22 protein-coding genes and 1 tRNA gene are annotated in these 16,897 nt (G+C 33.1%); 18 read left to right on the forward strand and 5 right to left on the reverse strand.

Translation table 11 applies throughout. The features are described from left to right. Positions 1-77: 77 nt before the first annotated feature. The gene (locus DPQ89_RS11140; RefSeq protein WP_127717019.1) at positions 78-1,136 is read right to left on the reverse strand and encodes a hypothetical protein; all 1,059 of its coding nucleotides are present in this window, start codon (positions 1,134-1,136) and stop codon (positions 78-80) included. Between the two features lie 39 nt (positions 1,137-1,175). Between DPQ89_RS11140 and DPQ89_RS11145 the strand changes: the two genes are divergently transcribed. Further along, complete coding sequence (locus tag DPQ89_RS11145; protein ID WP_127717020.1) at positions 1,176-2,135, forward strand: histone deacetylase; 960 nt, start codon at positions 1,176-1,178, stop codon at positions 2,133-2,135. Here DPQ89_RS11145 and DPQ89_RS11150 read toward each other — a convergent pair. Next, positions 2,104-3,465: an HAD-IG family 5'-nucleotidase gene (locus DPQ89_RS11150; RefSeq protein ID WP_127717021.1), complete on the reverse strand. Its 1,362-nt coding sequence runs from the start codon at positions 3,463-3,465 to the stop codon at positions 2,104-2,106. The two genes, DPQ89_RS11145 and DPQ89_RS11150, sit on opposite strands and share 32 nt — an antisense overlap. Positions 3,466-3,634: 169 nt before the next feature. Here DPQ89_RS11150 and DPQ89_RS11155 point away from each other — a divergent pair, with 169 nt between their 5' ends. The 5 genes from DPQ89_RS11155 (at position 3,635) to DPQ89_RS11175 (ending at position 7,363) form a co-directional block, all read left to right on the forward strand. Beyond that, positions 3,635-4,423 carry an outer membrane lipoprotein-sorting protein gene (locus DPQ89_RS11155; RefSeq protein ID WP_127717022.1) on the forward strand — a complete coding sequence of 263 codons (789 nt, stop codon included), beginning with the start codon at positions 3,635-3,637 and terminating at the stop codon, positions 4,421-4,423. Beyond that, on the forward strand, positions 4,423-5,718 hold the full coding sequence (locus DPQ89_RS11160) for a hypothetical protein (protein ID WP_127717023.1): 1,296 nt from the start codon (positions 4,423-4,425) through the stop codon (positions 5,716-5,718). The genes DPQ89_RS11155 and DPQ89_RS11160 overlap by 1 nt, the downstream gene beginning before the upstream one ends. A gap of 55 nt (positions 5,719-5,773) precedes the next feature. Beyond that, positions 5,774-5,849, forward strand: a tRNA-Ala gene (locus DPQ89_RS11165). A gap of 63 nt (positions 5,850-5,912) precedes the next feature. Then, positions 5,913-6,803 (forward strand): hypothetical protein, encoded by an 891-nt coding sequence (locus DPQ89_RS11170; RefSeq protein WP_127717024.1) that lies wholly within the window; start codon positions 5,913-5,915, stop codon positions 6,801-6,803. A gap of 104 nt (positions 6,804-6,907) precedes the next feature. Next, positions 6,908-7,363: a VOC family protein gene (locus DPQ89_RS11175; RefSeq protein WP_127717025.1), complete on the forward strand. Its 456-nt coding sequence runs from the start codon at positions 6,908-6,910 to the stop codon at positions 7,361-7,363. A gap of 30 nt (positions 7,364-7,393) precedes the next feature. Here the strand turns inward: DPQ89_RS11175 and DPQ89_RS11180 are convergent, their stop codons facing one another. After that, positions 7,394-7,657 carry a type II toxin-antitoxin system RelE/ParE family toxin gene (locus DPQ89_RS11180; protein ID WP_206611163.1) on the reverse strand — a complete coding sequence of 88 codons (264 nt, stop codon included), beginning with the start codon at positions 7,655-7,657 and terminating at the stop codon, positions 7,394-7,396. Further along, positions 7,654-7,872, reverse strand: a complete 219-nt coding sequence (locus tag DPQ89_RS11185; protein ID WP_127717027.1) for a hypothetical protein — start codon at positions 7,870-7,872, stop codon at positions 7,654-7,656. Before DPQ89_RS11185 ends, DPQ89_RS11180 begins: the two co-directional genes overlap by 4 nt. 192 nt (positions 7,873-8,064) lie before the next feature. On the opposite strand from DPQ89_RS11185, the gene DPQ89_RS11190 reads away from it, so the two are divergent. The 12 genes from DPQ89_RS11190 to DPQ89_RS11245 all read left to right on the forward strand — a co-directional run bounded on the left by DPQ89_RS11190 (position 8,065) and on the right by DPQ89_RS11245 (position 16,373). Then, positions 8,065-8,547: a tetratricopeptide repeat protein gene (locus DPQ89_RS11190; protein ID WP_127717028.1), complete on the forward strand. Its 483-nt coding sequence runs from the start codon at positions 8,065-8,067 to the stop codon at positions 8,545-8,547. A gap of 39 nt (positions 8,548-8,586) precedes the next feature. Beyond that, positions 8,587-8,766 carry a hypothetical protein gene (locus DPQ89_RS11195; RefSeq protein WP_127717029.1) on the forward strand — a complete coding sequence of 60 codons (180 nt, stop codon included), beginning with the start codon at positions 8,587-8,589 and terminating at the stop codon, positions 8,764-8,766. A gap of 384 nt (positions 8,767-9,150) precedes the next feature. After that, entirely contained in the window at positions 9,151-9,681 is a 531-nt protein-coding gene (locus DPQ89_RS11200; protein ID WP_127717030.1) for a hypothetical protein, read from the forward strand. A gap of 237 nt (positions 9,682-9,918) precedes the next feature. Then, positions 9,919-10,587 carry a hypothetical protein gene (locus DPQ89_RS11205; protein ID WP_127717031.1) on the forward strand — a complete coding sequence of 223 codons (669 nt, stop codon included), beginning with the start codon at positions 9,919-9,921 and terminating at the stop codon, positions 10,585-10,587. 209 nt (positions 10,588-10,796) lie between these two features. After that, a complete protein-coding gene (locus tag DPQ89_RS11210) occupies positions 10,797-11,093 on the forward strand; it encodes a hypothetical protein (protein WP_127717032.1) in 297 nt (98 codons plus the stop codon). Between the two features lie 389 nt (positions 11,094-11,482). Beyond that, complete coding sequence (locus DPQ89_RS11215; RefSeq protein ID WP_164848365.1) at positions 11,483-12,475, forward strand: hypothetical protein; 993 nt, start codon at positions 11,483-11,485, stop codon at positions 12,473-12,475. Positions 12,476-12,543: 68 nt separating this feature from the next. Further along, the gene (locus DPQ89_RS11220) at positions 12,544-13,374 is read left to right on the forward strand and encodes a hypothetical protein (protein WP_127717034.1); all 831 of its coding nucleotides are present in this window, start codon (positions 12,544-12,546) and stop codon (positions 13,372-13,374) included. Positions 13,375-13,867: 493 nt separating this feature from the next. Beyond that, positions 13,868-14,236: a hypothetical protein gene (locus DPQ89_RS11225; protein ID WP_127717035.1), complete on the forward strand. Its 369-nt coding sequence runs from the start codon at positions 13,868-13,870 to the stop codon at positions 14,234-14,236. 39 nt (positions 14,237-14,275) lie between these two features. After that, positions 14,276-15,052 (forward strand): HupE/UreJ family protein, encoded by a 777-nt coding sequence (locus DPQ89_RS11230; protein ID WP_127717036.1) that lies wholly within the window; start codon positions 14,276-14,278, stop codon positions 15,050-15,052. A gap of 10 nt (positions 15,053-15,062) precedes the next feature. Next, on the forward strand, positions 15,063-15,410 hold the full coding sequence (locus DPQ89_RS11235) for a DUF6488 family protein (protein WP_127717037.1): 348 nt from the start codon (positions 15,063-15,065) through the stop codon (positions 15,408-15,410). A gap of 1 nt (position 15,411) precedes the next feature. Beyond that, positions 15,412-15,750 carry a hypothetical protein gene (locus DPQ89_RS11240; protein ID WP_127717038.1) on the forward strand — a complete coding sequence of 113 codons (339 nt, stop codon included), beginning with the start codon at positions 15,412-15,414 and terminating at the stop codon, positions 15,748-15,750. Between the two features lie 380 nt (positions 15,751-16,130). Continuing rightward, a complete protein-coding gene (locus DPQ89_RS11245) occupies positions 16,131-16,373 on the forward strand; it encodes a hypothetical protein (RefSeq protein ID WP_127717039.1) in 243 nt (80 codons plus the stop codon). Between the two features lie 113 nt (positions 16,374-16,486). Here the strand turns inward: DPQ89_RS11245 and DPQ89_RS11250 are convergent, their stop codons facing one another. Then, on the reverse strand, positions 16,487-16,843 hold the full coding sequence (locus DPQ89_RS11250) for a DUF1428 domain-containing protein (RefSeq protein ID WP_127717040.1): 357 nt from the start codon (positions 16,841-16,843) through the stop codon (positions 16,487-16,489). Between the last annotated feature and the right edge of the window lie 54 nt (positions 16,844-16,897).

The following is a 16,897-nucleotide window of genomic DNA, read 5'->3' on the forward strand; positions in this document are numbered from 1 at the left end:
TAAAACATGTTTAGACTCATTTGGCCATAGAAGTGTGAAATTTATAGAATAAATTAAGTTCTAACTATTTATAATTACTAAAAGGTAACACCTAGGTTGAATGAGTGAATAGTTGGAACCCATATCGAATTTTGGGGATTTATATAAGTCATTCGCAATTTGTAGTTAAAAAAGAAGCTATCAGTTTTAAACTCTGGCATGAAGGTTAGAAATTGTTTACTTAAGTTAACTGAGGCCCTAAATGGGAGGTGCTTAGACTTAAACCATGAACCAATATAGATTCCCTCAAAGAGAGAGTATCTCTTTCTCATGTGAATACCTGCAAAGGGCTCAAGCCAAAAGTCCGAAGAACTTGAAGAGTGCCAATGATGAAATGCATGGAAAAGAGGAAAGTGATCGTACTCTACATCTTTTACAGTTTTGATTGGAATGGTTGAAAGTTCTAAAACTTCGAAACGATATGTTCGATTCTGATTAGTTCTAGTCCAAATGATATCAGTGCCCAATGACTTCTGACCATCATTTAAGGCCCCAAAGTCAAAGACCTTAGTATTATCTACTAGGTTGGATTTTGTTTGAACTAGTGATGAATCAGCTCTTTCAAATAAGTACATATTTACTTTTAATGATCTGTCTCGCTTTGATGTTTTGGTTATAATGGTACTGAGGCCAATTTTGGATTCCTTCTTCATGTAGACAGCAACAGAAGGGTCTAAGACGTTATCAATATTTGAAATCGTAAAGAGCGTTCCTAGATTCATATTGTAAAATAGGGCCGAAGTGAAACGATATTTTTTTATCTTTAGTGTCGGTAGCGCTATCGCAAATATAGCATTTAGATCAACATACCTTTCTGAATTAATATTCTTATTTAAAATTTCTGCAATTGCTGCTTCTTTATCACTTTGGGAAGTACCACTATTTGTAGAAATATTCTTAACATCTCCAATTAAGCTCTTTACGCCTGAGCTAAGAGTTAGATCAATATCTAAGAAACTCTCGTACAGGGGGGCTTTAGTGAGTTGGTCAATAATCGTTTTATCTCTCACTAGAGTGTAGCGCTTTAGGTTATTTCTTAGACCTGAGGCATAGACGTTCGTGGCCATGACAAAGAAGATTATGATAATATTTTTCATGAGAGTATTATAAACGACAATTATACTAAATGTAATAAAATGATTATTTACAATAAGAAATTTGATTTAAACTTAAAAAGCTACGGTATTAGTGTTCCTATACATGACGATAGAGCTTCTAAAACTTTTGCAGCTCTTGGAAATATTGTCGAAACTCCTATTGAAGAAATTTCTCTTCTCTCAAAGAGTGACCTATTATTAGCACATAGTCGTGAATTTGTAGATAAACTCTTTGATGATCGTATTATAGAAGAAATATATAAGTGCTATGAATTAGTAGATTCTGAAGGTAACTTCAATCGTTATGATCCTAGTTCTGCTTCTAAAGATTTAAAAGAACTGTTCGAAACAATTCTTCTCCATGCTAGTGCTACTTCTAGGGCCTGTGAGCTAGCGACAAAGAAAGGCTTTTGTTTTTCATTGGCCGGTGGAATGCACCATGCGATGAGTTCACTTGGAAGAGGCTTCTGTCTTATCAATGATATAGTTATTGCAGCTAGAATTTTTCAAAATAATAATCCAAGCTCAAAAGTAAGTATTATTGATATAGATGCTCATAAAGGATGTGGCAGCGCCCAGATCACTGAGCATGACACCAGTATTGAAACTCTTAGTATTCATATGCAAGACGGCTGGCCACTTGATCCACAAAGTGGGCAAGGAGATTGGCATATACCTTCAACTATAGACATCCCTATAGGACTAGGGGAAGAAAATTTATATTTATCAAAATTAAAAGAAGGTCTCGATCGATTATCACATTGTGAGCTTGCAATTGTCGTTGCAGGTGCCGATCCATATGAAGAAGATATTTTAGAAAGTGCTTCTGGATTAAAACTTTCTAAAGAGCAGATGTTAGAGAGAGATTTAATGGTTTACAATTTTTTGAAAGAAAGAAAAATAGCCCAGGTCTGGGTTATGGCCGGAGGTTACGGGCCGAAGACCTGGGAGATATATGCACAATTTCTTAAATCAATTCGTGAGGAAGAATCCTTTTGATTGGTCTATAGTATGTTCTAGGAGAATGCTCTAGGAGGTCTGAGACCTTTGCAACATAAACACAAGCATACTTTTCGATTTGGTCGGCAAAACGACTTTCCTCTTGACCAGCTCTCATAAGTTCTCCCCAGTGAGGATTAAAACATGTTCTGTAGGTCTCTAATTCATTTGAAATATTATTATTAATCTTATCTATTCTAGAATAGATCTTACCAACTTCGTCTTTATTGAAGTCCTTTTTAAGATACTTATCCATCTCTAATTGATCGAGTTGTCTCTCAAGGGCCTCTTTATCTTTCATATAGTTGTTAATCGTTCTTTGAACCGGCTTACTCTTTTGAATGGCCTTGATCTCGTCCTCTAGAGGCTCAACAACTAAGGCAGTTCTCCAGCCAAAAGTTTTCTTTAGAGCAAGAACGTCACCATAAATATGATCTCCAAGATAAAGAATTTCAGAACCTTTTAAACCAAGGTCTTTTTGAAGCTTACCTGCATATCCACCTTGATAGACTCCTGGAGTTATTGGCCCTTCATGATTTGTCATAGTTGCCGTATCAGGATCAATTCTTAAGTAGTTATTTCTAAAGTGAAAGAATCTAGGTTTACTAGAGAGAGTAATAGTGATCTCAAAGAGATCCTTCCAGCTCTTATGATTCTTGAGAAAAGGGTCAATCGCATATTCAAGTAGATTTTTACAGTAGTAAAACTCTGAGTTGGTTATAATGATTAACTTCTTCCCACACTCCTTATACATTTCAAGAAGATCTACCAATCTTTCATCCTGAATTATGTAGTCAGATAAATTATTGGCAACAGTTGTTTTTAAACTTCCATCTGAGTGGCAAATATCGATGGCCTCTTTAATGTGATCAGCGAGTAGGTCATATCTTGGAAGTTCTACTCCTTTTTCTTTAAGCTCTACTAATTGCGCGTAAAGAACACCATTTGAAACTGAGAAAGCTGTATCTAGTGACTGAAAGTTCTTATCACTTAAATCGATGACACTGTTAGAGTAAGTATCATTTTGCTCAGTAAAACTTAGTGTTCTAAGTCCATGATTTGCTTTTTTTACTTTTCCAAATCTTGAAACATGGAGGAGGTTTCCTCTGATCTTATCAATGACCAGACCTTGTTGAACTAAATTGAATTCAAACTTAAGGTCTAATATTTCACTTGGGTAATTAAGTACTTCGACAAGTTTCTTTTGAACTTCTCCGTATGTTAATCTTTCAAAGTTTTCTGTCTTATATCGAACTAGGGTGTAGTCCATATCAAAGCCGATGGCCTTAATTTTCTTCATATTGAGGATTCTGTTAACAAAAACGCTCATATTAATTGACTCCTTTGGTCAAAATTATAAATATTTCCCCTTAGGGAACTTAACATACTATCAGTTAGTCAAAAAGACAGTCAACTAGACGCTTTCACTGGACCTACAACAAGATAGCTTTTAACATAATTAGAGTAATTTATTTAATTTCAATTAAGAAGGTTTAAAGATGAGAAGTTTGTTCAATTTTTGTTTGATTAGTATTTTGACTCTTAGCGCTTTTTCTGTTGCTGCTGAGACTCCTGAACAAAAAGGGTTGAGAATCGCAACTGAAGCGGAGAAAAGAAATAATGGTTTTGTTGCAGAAGAATCGGACTTAGAGATGATTCTAATTGACGCTTACGGCTCAAAGATTACTCGAAAAATGAAGGGAATGGTTCTTGAGGTACAAGGCGATGGTGACAAATCTCTTAATATCTTTTTAAACCCGGCCGATGTAAAAGGAACAAAGATGCTTACTTGGTCTCACAAGGATAAAGATGATAAGCAGTGGCTCTATCTTCCATCACTAAGAAGAGTTAAGAAAATCTCTTCGAGCAATAAATCTTCATCATTCATGGGAAGCGAGTTTTCTTATGAAGATATTGGCTCTCAAGAAGTTGAAAAGTATAGCTTTAAATTTTTAAAAGATGGTAAGTCTAAAAGTGGAGAAGAGGTTTACTTTGTTCAAAGAATTCCAAAGTCAAAAAGTGGTTACTCTAAGCAAATTGTTCAAATTACAAAGAAGGATTTGAGTGCTGTTTATATCGAGTACTATGATCGTAAGGGTGAGTTATTAAAGATCGCTGATATTCAAGACTTTAAAACTTATAAAGTTAAGGGGAAGTCTATAAGAAGAGCTTCGAAAATTCACATGAAGAATCTTCAGACTAAGAAAGAATCAATTTTTCTTTGGAATAATAGAAAGCTAGGAGTGAAGCTAAAGGATAATGACTTTACTAAAAGGGCATTAAAGTAATGAATAAAACAGCTCTAATTATTTTAAGCTTACTTACAACTTCGGCATTGGCCAAGGTTCGTGATCAAGGAGAGGTGACTTTCGAAAATAGAGTTTTTGAAAGAGATAATAATAACCTTACTTATGACGATAACTTTGCACTCTATGCCAGAGCACAAGTAGAGTTTGAAGAAGGAAGTGTAAAGGGTGTTCTAAGTGCGTATGGTCGAGCAGACTCAAAAGATCGTGAGCGTAATCAATATATTATTGAAGATGCTTATGGAGCTTATACTTTTGGCGAAAGTGAGGATTTTAAAATTGTAGCAGGATGGAAGCTATTTAATTGGTCTAGCTTAGAAGCATTTCACCCAGCTGATGTTGTAAACTCAAAAAACTATGATGGGGAAATTGAGAACCTTGAAAAAAAAGGTGAGCTAACTCTTGAAGCGCAATATGTTGTTGGTCAAGGAACCTTAAATCTTTATTACTGGCCTAGAGTTGAAAATCCTGTTTATCCAAGTACACGCTCAAGAACTGGAGTTAACTTCGGTGTTCCATTTAAAGATCCTGTTTGGGTAAATGGAAATGATGCTGGCACTAACTCAAAATGGCAGCCTCAATATGGAGTTCGTTTCAATCAAACAGTAGAAGATTTGGACTTTTCCGTTCACTTTCTTGATCACTTCGATAGATCTAACCCAATGGTAGGTTATACTTTTGGAACACAGCTTGGAGCTGTTGAAGTTCCTGCTGACCCGACTGACTTCAGACCACACTTCTATAGAGTACAGGAAGTTGGCGGTACAATGACTTATGCTTATGATTCTGCGCTCTTTAAGCTTGAAGGATCAGTGCGCTTTTTTGAAAATGAATTTAAAACTTTAATTCCTCTGACAACGACAACTTTTGTCAGAGATGCTCCTGAAGATCATAGTGAAGTCGCTTTTGGTTATGAACAAGTTCTATCATTTGAAGAAATTGATCATGAAATTACATTAATATTTGAAGTTTCAAGTATCTTCGGAGTTTCAAAAGATAAAAGAAGAAGGCTTGGAACCTTTCAAAGAGATGCTTTACTAGGAATGAGATACAACTTTAATGACACTATGGGTTCAGAGCTCTTTACGAGTATTATTCAAGATCTCGAGTATTCAGATGAGAGGCTTGTGAATATCTCTTTCACTAGACGTCTGTCAGATAATTGGAAGTATCAGACGGGGCTTAGAGTGTATCAAGCAAAAGAGAGAGGGTTTTATGGCATGCAAATATTTAAAGGCGATAGCTACGCATTCTTAAATATTTCGAGATTTTTCTGAAAAATCTTGCCAATACTTATTAAAAATCTTATCTTAAATGCTTCACAAAATATGTGGGCCGTTAGCTCAGTTGGGAGAGCGCAACGCTGGCAGCGTTGAGGTCAACGGTTCGATCCCGTTACGGTCCACCATTTATTTTCTTTTTAAAATCAATACATTATAATTTAATTCGACAACTTAATTAATAGGTTTATATGAGAAGAAATATTCTGGTTTTAATTACTGTATTGATGTCATTTACAAGCTGTATTAATGAGGAACTCCATCTTAGTAAATATAAAACTAGAGGAGCTGCAATACTGGTTCCCGTTAAATTCAAGAATAGACCTGTAACATTTCTACAGCTGGATACAGGTAGTGCAAGAAGCCATTTAAAACTATGTAAGAATGAATTATCCAGAGTTTCAAATGATAGTAATAACGATTCTCAAACTCATTCCATAGAGGTTCTAGGGCAAAAACTTGAACATAAATTTCATCTCTATAATTATCCTAAGAAATTTGATTGCAATAAAGTATGGAGTAAAGAACCCATAGGTACAATTGGTAATGACATTCTTAAAGACAAATTACTCGTGATCGACTTTATTCAATCTAAGGCCGTTATTGTTGATGATGAAAGTCTTATCAAGGCTAAATATAAGCAAAATATTGTTTATGTTGAGTCGAAAGTTATTTCGAATCGTTTTATAGTTAACGTGAATACTTTATCTGGAAAGAAGCTGCCTCTTATGTATGATACTGGAGGTGGGGAAGCTACAATCACAGTAGAGTATCCGACTTGGCAAGAGTTAACAGGTAAGAGTTTAGATGACTCTACAAATATTTTAACTAGAGGTTGGTCATGGAATCAATATGTCGACTTTGTAAGTAATTACTCTAAGGTCGATATTTATCTAGGGCCAATGAAAATAAAGAACCCTTTAATTATGTTTGCTAATAGTGATGCTAAGAATTTTAAATTTAGTAAGTATAAAGTTAATATATCTGGAATTCTTAGTAACAAGGCATTTGAAGGTGATTATATTCTCGTATTAGACTTTAAAAATCATAAGTTGGGAATGCTAGACCCTTCCATGGAATAAGAAAGTTCGATATGTCTCAAGTACGGTCCACCAATTTATTTCCTTTTCAAAGATCAATACATTACTATTAGACCGTACAGTGTTCCTCGAACTAAGGTTTAATAATGAAGTCAAAAATATCTCATATCGAAATTAATGTTTTAAATTATTCCGAGTCGATTAGGTTTTATGACACTGTTTTGATTCCTATGGGCTTTAAAAGAATGAGTTGTATGAAGGATTGGACTGCCTACTCAGATGGGATGAGCAAGTTTATTATTTGTCCAACAGGTGAGGGGCATCAGAGTGCGGGCTTTCATAGAAAAAGAGCTGGATTAAACCATCTTGCTTTTTACGCAGACACCAAAGAGGATGTCGATAAATATTATAAAGAGGTTTTAAAGAAGAACAATATTAAGGCCCTTTATGAAAATAAAGCATTTGGAGATGATCAATATTACGCGGTATTTTTTGAAAGTCCTGACCGTATTAAATTAGAATATGTATTTGCTCCTAATTATTGCGATCCTGAATGTTGGCCTAATACATTTGAAGATGATTTTGACCCATACTCTGAATAATAGTTCGATATGTCGGAAGAACGGTTGTACCTATTTTTCGTAAACATCTTTTCGATGTCCAATTTTTATTACATGAACTGTAACAACTTCTGATTCTATAGAGTATATGATTCTATAATCGCCAACTCTAAGTTTCATTAAACCTGCTAGATTTCTACGTAAAGGGAGGCCAAACTTTAAAGGGTTACTCATAAGCTTTTCTTCGATGGCCCTTCTGATGATGTATTGTATATCCTTAGATATCTTTTTTAAGTCTTTTTGAACTGATTTCTTATAAGTTACTTTCCAAGTCACTTCCAAATTTCCTCATGAGAAAGTTCTTCTTCAGTTTCTCTTTCGGCAGCTACTTTTGAGAAATATAAGTCTTCCTGAAGCTCTAATGCTTCCTTGGTGAGTTCTAGGACAATAGAGGATAGGGAAGGTGCACCTCTTAGTTTTTGAAGCTGTTCTAGCTCATTGTAAAGTGAATCATCGACAGATAAATTGATTCTTTTTTTAGCTGTAGGCATAAGTAGTCTCCTAAAGATTATGTTACACCGGTGTAACACCTTTGTCAAGTTTATACATGCATTCAACTAGTTAGGGACTGTTAACTTGATGGAAATTCGATATGTCGGAAGTACGGTCCACCATTAATTTCTTTTTTAAATTCAATACATTACAATTAGACCCTGCTGAGTAATCGAACCATGAGATTAGATGTGAGTGATATTTTAGACAAAGCGATTGAGTTAAGAAAAAGTGGTAATTTTGAAGAGTCATTAAAATTATTAATTGAAGAGCTTGGTAATAATTCAGAGTCTGCACTTCTAAATTATCATGCTGCTTGGGCATGTGATTGTCTTGGAAGAGAGAAGGATGCCGCTCCTTTTTATGAGAAAGCTATTGCTAATGGATTGAGTGGAAATGATTTAAGGGATGCATACTTAGGCCTAGGAAGTACTTATCGATGTGTCGGTAAATACGAAGAGTCTCTTGCTCTATTCGAAAAAGCGATAATGTCTTTTCCAAATGATAAGGAACTTGTCGTTTTTAGAACATTGACCCTTTATAATTTAGGTAAGCATGAAGAGTCATTTTCAACTTTATTGAATCTCTTGGCTGATACAACTAACGATGAAGGTATTAAGGGTTATGCTAGTGTCCTTAAAAACTACTCAAAATGCTTAAGTAAAATTTGGTGATAAGCTAATGATGGTTAAAATCTTTGGCAGAGAATACTTATGCTCAATTTAAAAAAGAAGAAGTTATATAAAGAACTGTTGCTATTAATTGTTGTTTTCTCTTTGATCATTTTTAAATATATTGATCAAGCTGGTGAGGAGAAATGTGCTTCGGTAAACCATGATTTAGGGGTTGATTGTTCAGTGAAGTTAATAGTGCCTAAGAAAAATATTGAATAGTAATATGGAAAAAAAGTATCCGTTTATTTATTGCGACTGTATGCGTTTTCAAATTTTTATTTTAAGTTGTTACGATGATTGATTTCTTGATTCAGTTGGTATTACAGATTTATGACTAGAAGAAACTAAACACTGATAAAATGATCTTTAATTATTTCTTATCCAAAAGAATTAAAATGTAGTGTAATTAAACAGAATCAGAGAGTAGTGCAGGAGTACTGGAGAGAATTTTTAATAAATCTGTGCTCAATTAAAGAGTAGAACAAAACGTGATATACTAAAAGAGTTTTGATAAAGCATATTATCGCAGAAAGTAAACTGATAAATATTGTTCTATAACATCATGCTCTTCTAAGAGAGATAATAGTGATGGAGGATTCTCTTGTGAACTTTAAAATGTTCTTTATTGTTTTTTTTATAGTCTCTTGTTCACATGGAAAACTAAATCTAGATCCATTATTAATTTCAGTTGGAATTTTAAAACAAACTGACGACCCTAGTTTGTATAGTTCTAAATATATATTTGCTGGCAAGATTAGTATTTTTGTTGGTGAAGAAAATATAACAAAAGGATGTTTGCTAAAGTTTGAAGATAGAGAGTCTAGACTTATTTCTGAGAGTGGAATCTTTATACTTGATAGAGATAGAAAAGATAGTTTTAACTTAAATAGAATAGCGTGTACTTATAAAAGTAACTTTAAATATACTTTACAGAACCCTGAGATAAAAGTGATTAGTGATAAGTCGTATGTTGGTGATATAAAGTTAGTATTTTATGACATGACTAACGGAAGTTGGGTGGGGCCAATTTTTGAAATAAAGAAATCAACAATTACCTATAACAAAAAAACGTTACATCTTATTAAAGATAAAGTAGGTGAAATTAAAAAAGAGAGAATAAAGCCTTTGAAGTAGAATTTGTAAATGAAGAGAGTGTAAGAGCTATAGAACTTATATTTAAACAGGTTTTCAGTTACTCTTGAGCTTTTGTACGAACTCGCTCACTGTCTTCCTCCATCACCATTTATAAACCAGATTTAGAAATGGTGGTTCTGAGTCTAATAAAGCTTGTATTTTTGGACCTAGATATGGCCTTAGAATATGAAATTGGACTTTTATTAACTCTTAGTTAGATTAAGGAAAAATTCTGTAATGTCTTTTGAAAGAAATAATACCATTCACTCTTACTTGAATAGTATTTCAGATAAAAAATGCTTAGAGATTGTAAGAGATATTGTCAGTTTAGATATCGAGAGAACTATTGAGGTTTTGGAGAAAGGAATTAATCCCCTCTCGAAAGATTCTCCCTATGTTCCGCATTTTGCTGGAAGAATATTTTTAAAGTACGGTGAGGAAGAGTTAAAAAATAGATTGAAGCTAAACTCAAAGGGAATTCGTAAATTGCTGGCAATACTCATAAATTCTCAAGAAGAGCTATCTAAATTGAACTTCGATAAAGAATCTGGAGAAGAGGTATTTAAAGATATTTATGCTAAGTTGGATCTGGTCGAAGTTAAAAGGAGTTCCTTCTACTTAATGGGAGCATCTACTGCCGGTGCTGCTGGCCTTGGTTTTATTGGTGGGGCTCTTGGAGGTTACTTTGGATCAAATATCGCAACTAATGCGGTCTATAATCGCGATGCTAAATTTAGTGAAAGAGTTGCTGCCACTTTTGGCGGTGCCATAGGTGGGACATTTGTCGGAGCAGCTGTTGCGAAAGTAGCTGGAGCAGGAAGTGGTTTAGCTACAGCTAATAAAGGGGCTTACAATACCCCAGAACTATGTACTATACGAAACAAGTCCAATGGGTTTTGTAATTGAGGTAATTTTTGATTAAAAATTATAAATTTAAAAAAAGTTTTTTTATTACTTTACCATTTAGCATATTTATACCATATTTAGGTTATTTACTATTTTCTTCGTTATATAGCTATTGGGAAACTGAGATATTCAGTGGGCTAAGGCTAGCTTCCTTTTGTATGTTTGTTATTTTTTGGCTTTTTTTATTTGTTTATTTATGCATCTTGGTAGTGAATTTATTACAGTTTTCATTTGTTGATTCATATCGTTTCATGTCTCTTGGGGAATACGAATTAGTTATACCCCGTCCTGTGTCGTATAGGGGCTATCAGAAACTTATATTTTCTAAGATATCTAGAATAAAAGTAGAGAAAAGAAATAATACCCCTAGTCGGATTATCTTTATTGGAGAAGACGGAGAGAGTATTATTCCATGTCATCTTTTTGTCTCTACAGATGATGTAAATGAAGTAATAGAAAAGTTAGAAGATATTTTTTCTGGAAGAATTGAGAGTATTGATCAATAAGTAACATACGTTTCAGATTAAGATAAATTTGGCAGCAATAATAAAAGTATCCGTTTACTTATTGCGACTGTAAGCGTTTCCAAATTTTTATTTTAAGTTGTTAGGCTGATTGATTTCTTGATTCAGTTGGTATCATAGATTTATGATTAGAAGAAACTAAACACAAATAAAATGATCTTTAATTATTTCTTATCCAAATGAATTAATATTAATGTGGGTAGTGCAGGAGAACTAGAAAGAATTCTTTATAAATCTATGTTCAATAAGTTAGTAGAACAAAACGTGATATAATAATAGAGTTTTGATGAAGCATATGGTCGCAGAAAGTAAACGGATACGTATTGCTGCAATAGAAGCTATGGGGAAAAATGATATCTATTTTTATATTTATGTTCTTATTATTGATTCTAAATAAGAAAATTAAGCTTAAGAACTCTAACTTAACTTTAATTTTCATCGCGTTGCTAATTTGGCAATTCGTGTTTGATATCTATGTTTTACATAACATCGAAAGTTCTTGGTTGCCCAGCTTCAGTGAAAAGAAGATATCTAATTACTCTTTGATATTTCCATATATTGCTAAGAAGCAAGTGGAGTCTTATACCGAGTTCGTAAGAGATACAAATAAACTGATGCTAAGAAGGGTGTCTTCTACTTGTAGTTCTCTCGGGAACGAGCTTTGTATTTCAAGCGCCAGGACGAACTTAGACATGTCGGTATATAAGGAGTTGCAAAATCGATGTATAAGAAATAGTGAGGATAAACATTGTATTGTTTATATTAACGTAGCAATAGGTCTGGGACTCATAGAGGAAAACAAAGCTGTACTAGAGACTATATGTTCAAAAGAAGAATACTTCAGTGAATGCTCAAAGGTGGTGATAAAGTATGACTTAAGTATTGATGATTTGTCCTCAATGTATAAAATAGCCAGCTTAAAGTTTAAAACTGAAATAAAGAAAATAATCAATAAAAGACTAGTCTATGAGATTGAAACAAGTCAGGACGCCATTATGCGCTTTGAAGAAATTTCTAAAGAAGATAAACTTTTATTCGAGCTTAACTCATACCTTTTGTCGTCAAAAGCAAGAAAAAGATATTGGGCCGAGAGAATATGTCATGGAGCTGAAAAAAGTAATTATTTAGAATTCTGTGAAGTCGCTTTCGAAGCGAGTTCTTTAACTCAAAAAATTGAAATATTGAAAACTATTTGTGACAACCTTGTAAGTAATATGTGTATCACGAAAAGCAAAAAGATTAAAAATAGAGCTAGGGTTAATGCAGAGCTGGGAAGTCATTTAAAGAATTATTGTGTTAAAAGAAAATATAACAAAAACAATTTAGAATGTAATATAATTTTAACTCAAAGAGAGGGGGTATGACAATTTTATTACTTATCTTCTCGATTATTTATTTCATATTGCAGGTACGTAATGTTAAAAGGAGAAGGGTGATTGCCAGTTACATTTTTATAGGTGTAATTTTATCTGGAAATGTCATAATTAAAATTGGCAACAGTAGGTTCTTTAATGAGGTTATCCTTGTAAAAGGAGAAAAAAAGAAAAAAACTAGTGTTTACTCAAAAAAAGACTGCTCTGAAGATTTTGGTAATAAATCTTCTTGTCTTCGGTTCTTAAAAGAGCAATATAGAATTAAAAATTACAAGATTGTTTCAGAGTTAGGCGATATTAGGTGTCGAAACGATAAGCTCGAAAGTACTCGGTACAATAGGTCTTACTGCTCTTTAGTCGTAGAGAGCTATATTCATCAACAAGACTGGAACATGGCATTGTCTACTTATAGAAAATTTTGTAAGATAGAAAATTTCACTGAAAGAGATATTGGAAGAGCAAAAACTTGTTTTCAAATTCTTGTTAAAATTGAAAAAGATTCCGAAGCCTATATCAGAATGTTTATTAATACATGTTCATTTCTTAAAGAAGACTACTGTTTGATCGGATTAAATAGAAAGATTTCATTTTCAAAAACATATGCATTTGGAAAAATTTTTAAAAGACTTAAGTATATCTGCAAAGATGTAAAAGGTGATTGCGAAGTACTGACAAAGTTAGAGCGCTCATTTGAAAAATATTCAGATATTGGCTTTACTGATCGCTCTCTTTTTAAACTGAGGTCTATATTTAACAGGGAAGCATATATATTGTTTGCTTTGAACCTGTTGCAAAAAAATGACTTGGCAGTATTTAAAAAGAAAGAAAATCTTTATTGCGCTAGTGAAAACAATAGAAGCAAAAAAAATTACAAGGTAAGTTGCAACTAGTCTATACGAATGGAGAAGGTATTCTGATATTGATGAAAAAACAGATTAAAAAAACTCTTTAGAACTTTTAATAAAAAGTTGTAACTAAGTTTAATAATAAAAGTATCCGTTTACTTATTGCGACTGTAAGCGTTTCCATTTTTTATTTTAAGTTGTTAGGATGATTGATTTCTTGATTCAGTTGGTAATATAGATTAATGACTAGAAGAAACTAAACACACAAAAAATGATCTTTAATTATTTCTTATCCAAATGAATTAATATGTAATGTGGATAGTGCAGGAGAATTAGAAAGAATTCTTTATAAATCTGTGCTCAATTAGTAAGTAGAACAAAACGTGATATACTAAAAGAGTTTTGATAAGACATATGGTCGCAGAAAGTAAACGGATATATATTCAAGTTTAGTTTAGCCGGATACATATTAGTCTTACTCGACAACTTTCCGTAATTATTATAGTTACATATGATGAAATATAAATATAATTAAATAATGTTTTTATTTGAATTATTTAAAACTATTTTCTTATCTGTCTTAGTTATTGGTGCGCCATGTTTTAATGGTGTTGAAAATGAGATCAATTCGCACTTAGCTGAGTTTTCAAAATACTATGATAATCATCATGATAATATTGATGATGTGCCACATACTCACACGCATAAACATAGTGAGGACGGCGACGAGCACGAGCATAATCATGAGCACTCTAAGGTTACTCAATCAGAAATTAAGATCTTGAATCACTCTATAAAAGCCTTGGCAAAAGTAACAGTTCTTGAAATCAAACAAAACTTTTCAGAGAAAAACTTAATATCAAGTCCTCATCCAAGAAAAATCTATAGGCCTCCGATAAACTCTTAGTTTTTTATAAATTATTAATAATAAATAATAGGAGGAACTATGTTTAAATTTTTATTAAGCATTTCGCCACTATTCTATACAGCAAACACACTTGCTCATGGAATTAGTGAGGATGCAAAGCGTGCGATGATTGAGGGTGGTTATTTAAAATATATCATTCTGGGTGCTGAGCACATGATTACCGGATATGACCACTTACTCTTTCTTTTTGGGGTCATTTTCTTTTTAAAGACATTTAAGGATATTGTTAAATTTATCAGTGTTTTTACAGTAGGGCACAGTATTACATTAATCTTTGCCACATTTATGGGGATAACTGCAAACTACTTTTTAATAGATGCAGTTATTGCTTTAAGTGTTTGCTACAAAGGTTTCGACAATAATAACGGATTTCAGAGCTACTTTGGAGTGAAGAAATCTCCTAATTTATTAGGCGCCGTTTTTGTTTTCGGACTAATTCATGGCTTTGGTCTTTCTACAAGACTTCAGCAGCTACCACTTGGTGAAAAAGGTGGTGAAATGTTGATGAGAATTATTTCATTTAACGTTGGTGTTGAAGTTGGGCAAATTGTGGCCTTAACTATTATGCTAGTTCTACTAAGGGGAATTAGAAATAGAGAATCCTTTAATAGGCTTTCAAAAGTTGCTAATGATGGATTAATTTTGGCAGGGGTCTTGTTATTTCTTATGCAAATGCATGGTTACGAGCATACATCTTATCCAGATGACTATGGATTCAGTAAGGATAATCATATTCATCACCATATGGACATGGAAAAACAAAGAACTCACGAATCTAAACACGATAATTTATAGGAGAACAGATATGAAATATTTATTACTAATTGGATCTTTGTTATTTTCTTTTTCAAGCTTTGCAGGCCCAGGTGGTGGTCATTCTCACGGTCATAGTCACTCACATTCTAAAAAATCTATTTCAATAGAAAAAACAGAAGAAGTTGGTCGCTATCATGTTAAGCGTCTTATTAATTCTGGAAAGATTGATGCTTCTTGGAAAAGTTCTACCTTTGATAAGTCAGAAAAAAAGAAGTTTGGAAAAAAGACAGAATGGGTTGTTACTTTTGACAATGAAAAAGGTGTAAAAGGTAAAAAACTTTATATCTTTTTGAAACTATCAGGTGAATTCGTAGCCGCGAATTTTACAGGAAAATAATATGTGGTTAGCAATAGGTAAAACTATTGTCGCAGCAGTGCTGATTAGCTTTGTTTCTTGGTTATCAGGAAAGAAAACTGGTTTGGCAGGGTTTCTTACAGCCCTGCCTCTTACAACTCTTCTTGCTCTTGCTTTTTCTCATATGGAATGGGGAGATGCAAAGCAATCAGTTGAGTATGCTAAAAGCGTATTTGTTGCGATACCAGTATCACTACTATTTTTTGTTCCCTTTTTACTTGCCCAAAAGTTTAATCTAGGTTTTTGGACTTGTTACTCAGGAGGGATTGTTCTTCTAGGTGTAGGATATTTTATTTATACATACGTCACGAAATTGATCTAGAAGACTTTTGGATATAAAATACTATCGATGGAAGCCCTTTATGAAGAATTTAAAGGGCTTCTTTTTAAATCGTTTTATTTGATATGTTTAAAACTACCCTTTATAGAACTACTGTAAATACTTTCGCAAGAAAAAAATAAAAGAATAAAAGAATAAAAGGAATAATAAAAGTATTCGTTTACTTATTGCGACTGTAAGCGTATCCAAATTTTTATTTTAAGTTGTTAGGATGATCGATTTCTTGATTCAGTTGGTAATATAGATTAATGCCTAGAAGAAACTAAACACACAAGAAATGATCTTTAATTATTTCTTATACAAAAGAATTAATATGTAATGTGTATAGTTATATATTTCTAGCTGTTTTAGCAGTAGGACTAGTGTATTTATCAATTCTACTTTTTAGACTTCGAGGCTTAAAGGCCTTATTTACGAATGACATTAAAGAAAAGTTAAAAAATGAAAGAGGTGCAACTGAAAAGCTAGAGAAATTAATTCAGTTGAATATTACTGATAATAAAAAAAATATTTTTTATATAAAAAAATTGTATAGATTAAGACTTCTTGTTTATTGTTGGATTATTGCGATGTTTATTAGCTTGGTACTTCTAGAAGGTTTTTAGCGGGAGTACTCGGTAGGTAGTGGAAAAATAATCAAACTTTCGATCTAGAAATAACTTAAACCTTTCCCTTAACATCCAATATTACCATTAGAGTATACCGGCCAATAATTCTATTATTCAGATTGATGAATGACATTGAAGCTACCAAAAATTAATCTCTTTCCATCAAACGGCATTGGGTTCGTTTGCTCACTTGATCGTGGGTCTTCCATGAGCTTTTTCATTCCTTCATCGCGTACTTCTTTTGAAGGCCAAGTTATCCACGAGAACACGACCGCTTCACTTTCAAGTTTTTGTACTGCTAAAGGCATTGAAGTAACTTTTCCATCTGGGACATTATCTTCCCAGCAGTCAACTATCGATAGTGCGCCATACTCTTTTGCTAATTCACTAAAAAATTTAGTATGTTCTAAGAACTTTTCTTTATTCTCTTTAGGTACCGCTGCCATAAAGCCATCTACATAATTCATCTTTGCTCCTAGCCTTTGATGGCAAGTTATTTCCCATAATATAATTTCATTAAT

Source organism: Halobacteriovorax sp. HLS, from assembly GCF_004006665.1.
Lineage (GTDB): Bacteria > Bdellovibrionota > Bacteriovoracia > Bacteriovoracales > Bacteriovoracaceae > Halobacteriovorax.

Bases quoted from the DNA above. Each gene is read 5' to 3' on its own strand.
- DPQ89_RS11140 (WP_127717019.1), bottom strand. From the start codon at position 1,136: ATGAAAAATATTATCATAATCTTCTTTGTCATGGCCACGAACGTCTAT.
- DPQ89_RS11145 (WP_127717020.1), top strand. From the start codon at position 1,176: ATGATTATTTACAATAAGAAATTTGATTTAAACTTAAAAAGCTACGGT.
- DPQ89_RS11150 (WP_127717021.1), bottom strand. From the start codon at position 3,465: ATGAGCGTTTTTGTTAACAGAATCCTCAATATGAAGAAAATTAAGGCC.
- DPQ89_RS11155 (WP_127717022.1), top strand. From the start codon at position 3,635: ATGAGAAGTTTGTTCAATTTTTGTTTGATTAGTATTTTGACTCTTAGC.
- DPQ89_RS11160 (WP_127717023.1), top strand. From the start codon at position 4,423: ATGAATAAAACAGCTCTAATTATTTTAAGCTTACTTACAACTTCGGCA.
- DPQ89_RS11170 (WP_127717024.1), top strand. From the start codon at position 5,913: ATGAGAAGAAATATTCTGGTTTTAATTACTGTATTGATGTCATTTACA.
- DPQ89_RS11175 (WP_127717025.1), top strand. From the start codon at position 6,908: ATGAAGTCAAAAATATCTCATATCGAAATTAATGTTTTAAATTATTCC.
- DPQ89_RS11185 (WP_127717027.1), bottom strand. From the start codon at position 7,872: ATGCCTACAGCTAAAAAAAGAATCAATTTATCTGTCGATGATTCACTT.
- DPQ89_RS11195 (WP_127717029.1), top strand. From the start codon at position 8,587: ATGCTCAATTTAAAAAAGAAGAAGTTATATAAAGAACTGTTGCTATTA.
- DPQ89_RS11205 (WP_127717031.1), top strand. From the start codon at position 9,919: ATGTCTTTTGAAAGAAATAATACCATTCACTCTTACTTGAATAGTATT.
- DPQ89_RS11215 (WP_164848365.1), top strand. From the start codon at position 11,483: ATGTTCTTATTATTGATTCTAAATAAGAAAATTAAGCTTAAGAACTCT.
- DPQ89_RS11225 (WP_127717035.1), top strand. From the start codon at position 13,868: ATGTTTTTATTTGAATTATTTAAAACTATTTTCTTATCTGTCTTAGTT.
- DPQ89_RS11230 (WP_127717036.1), top strand. From the start codon at position 14,276: ATGTTTAAATTTTTATTAAGCATTTCGCCACTATTCTATACAGCAAAC.
- DPQ89_RS11235 (WP_127717037.1), top strand. From the start codon at position 15,063: ATGAAATATTTATTACTAATTGGATCTTTGTTATTTTCTTTTTCAAGC.
- DPQ89_RS11240 (WP_127717038.1), top strand. From the start codon at position 15,412: ATGTGGTTAGCAATAGGTAAAACTATTGTCGCAGCAGTGCTGATTAGC.
- DPQ89_RS11250 (WP_127717040.1), bottom strand. From the start codon at position 16,843: ATGAATTATGTAGATGGCTTTATGGCAGCGGTACCTAAAGAGAATAAA.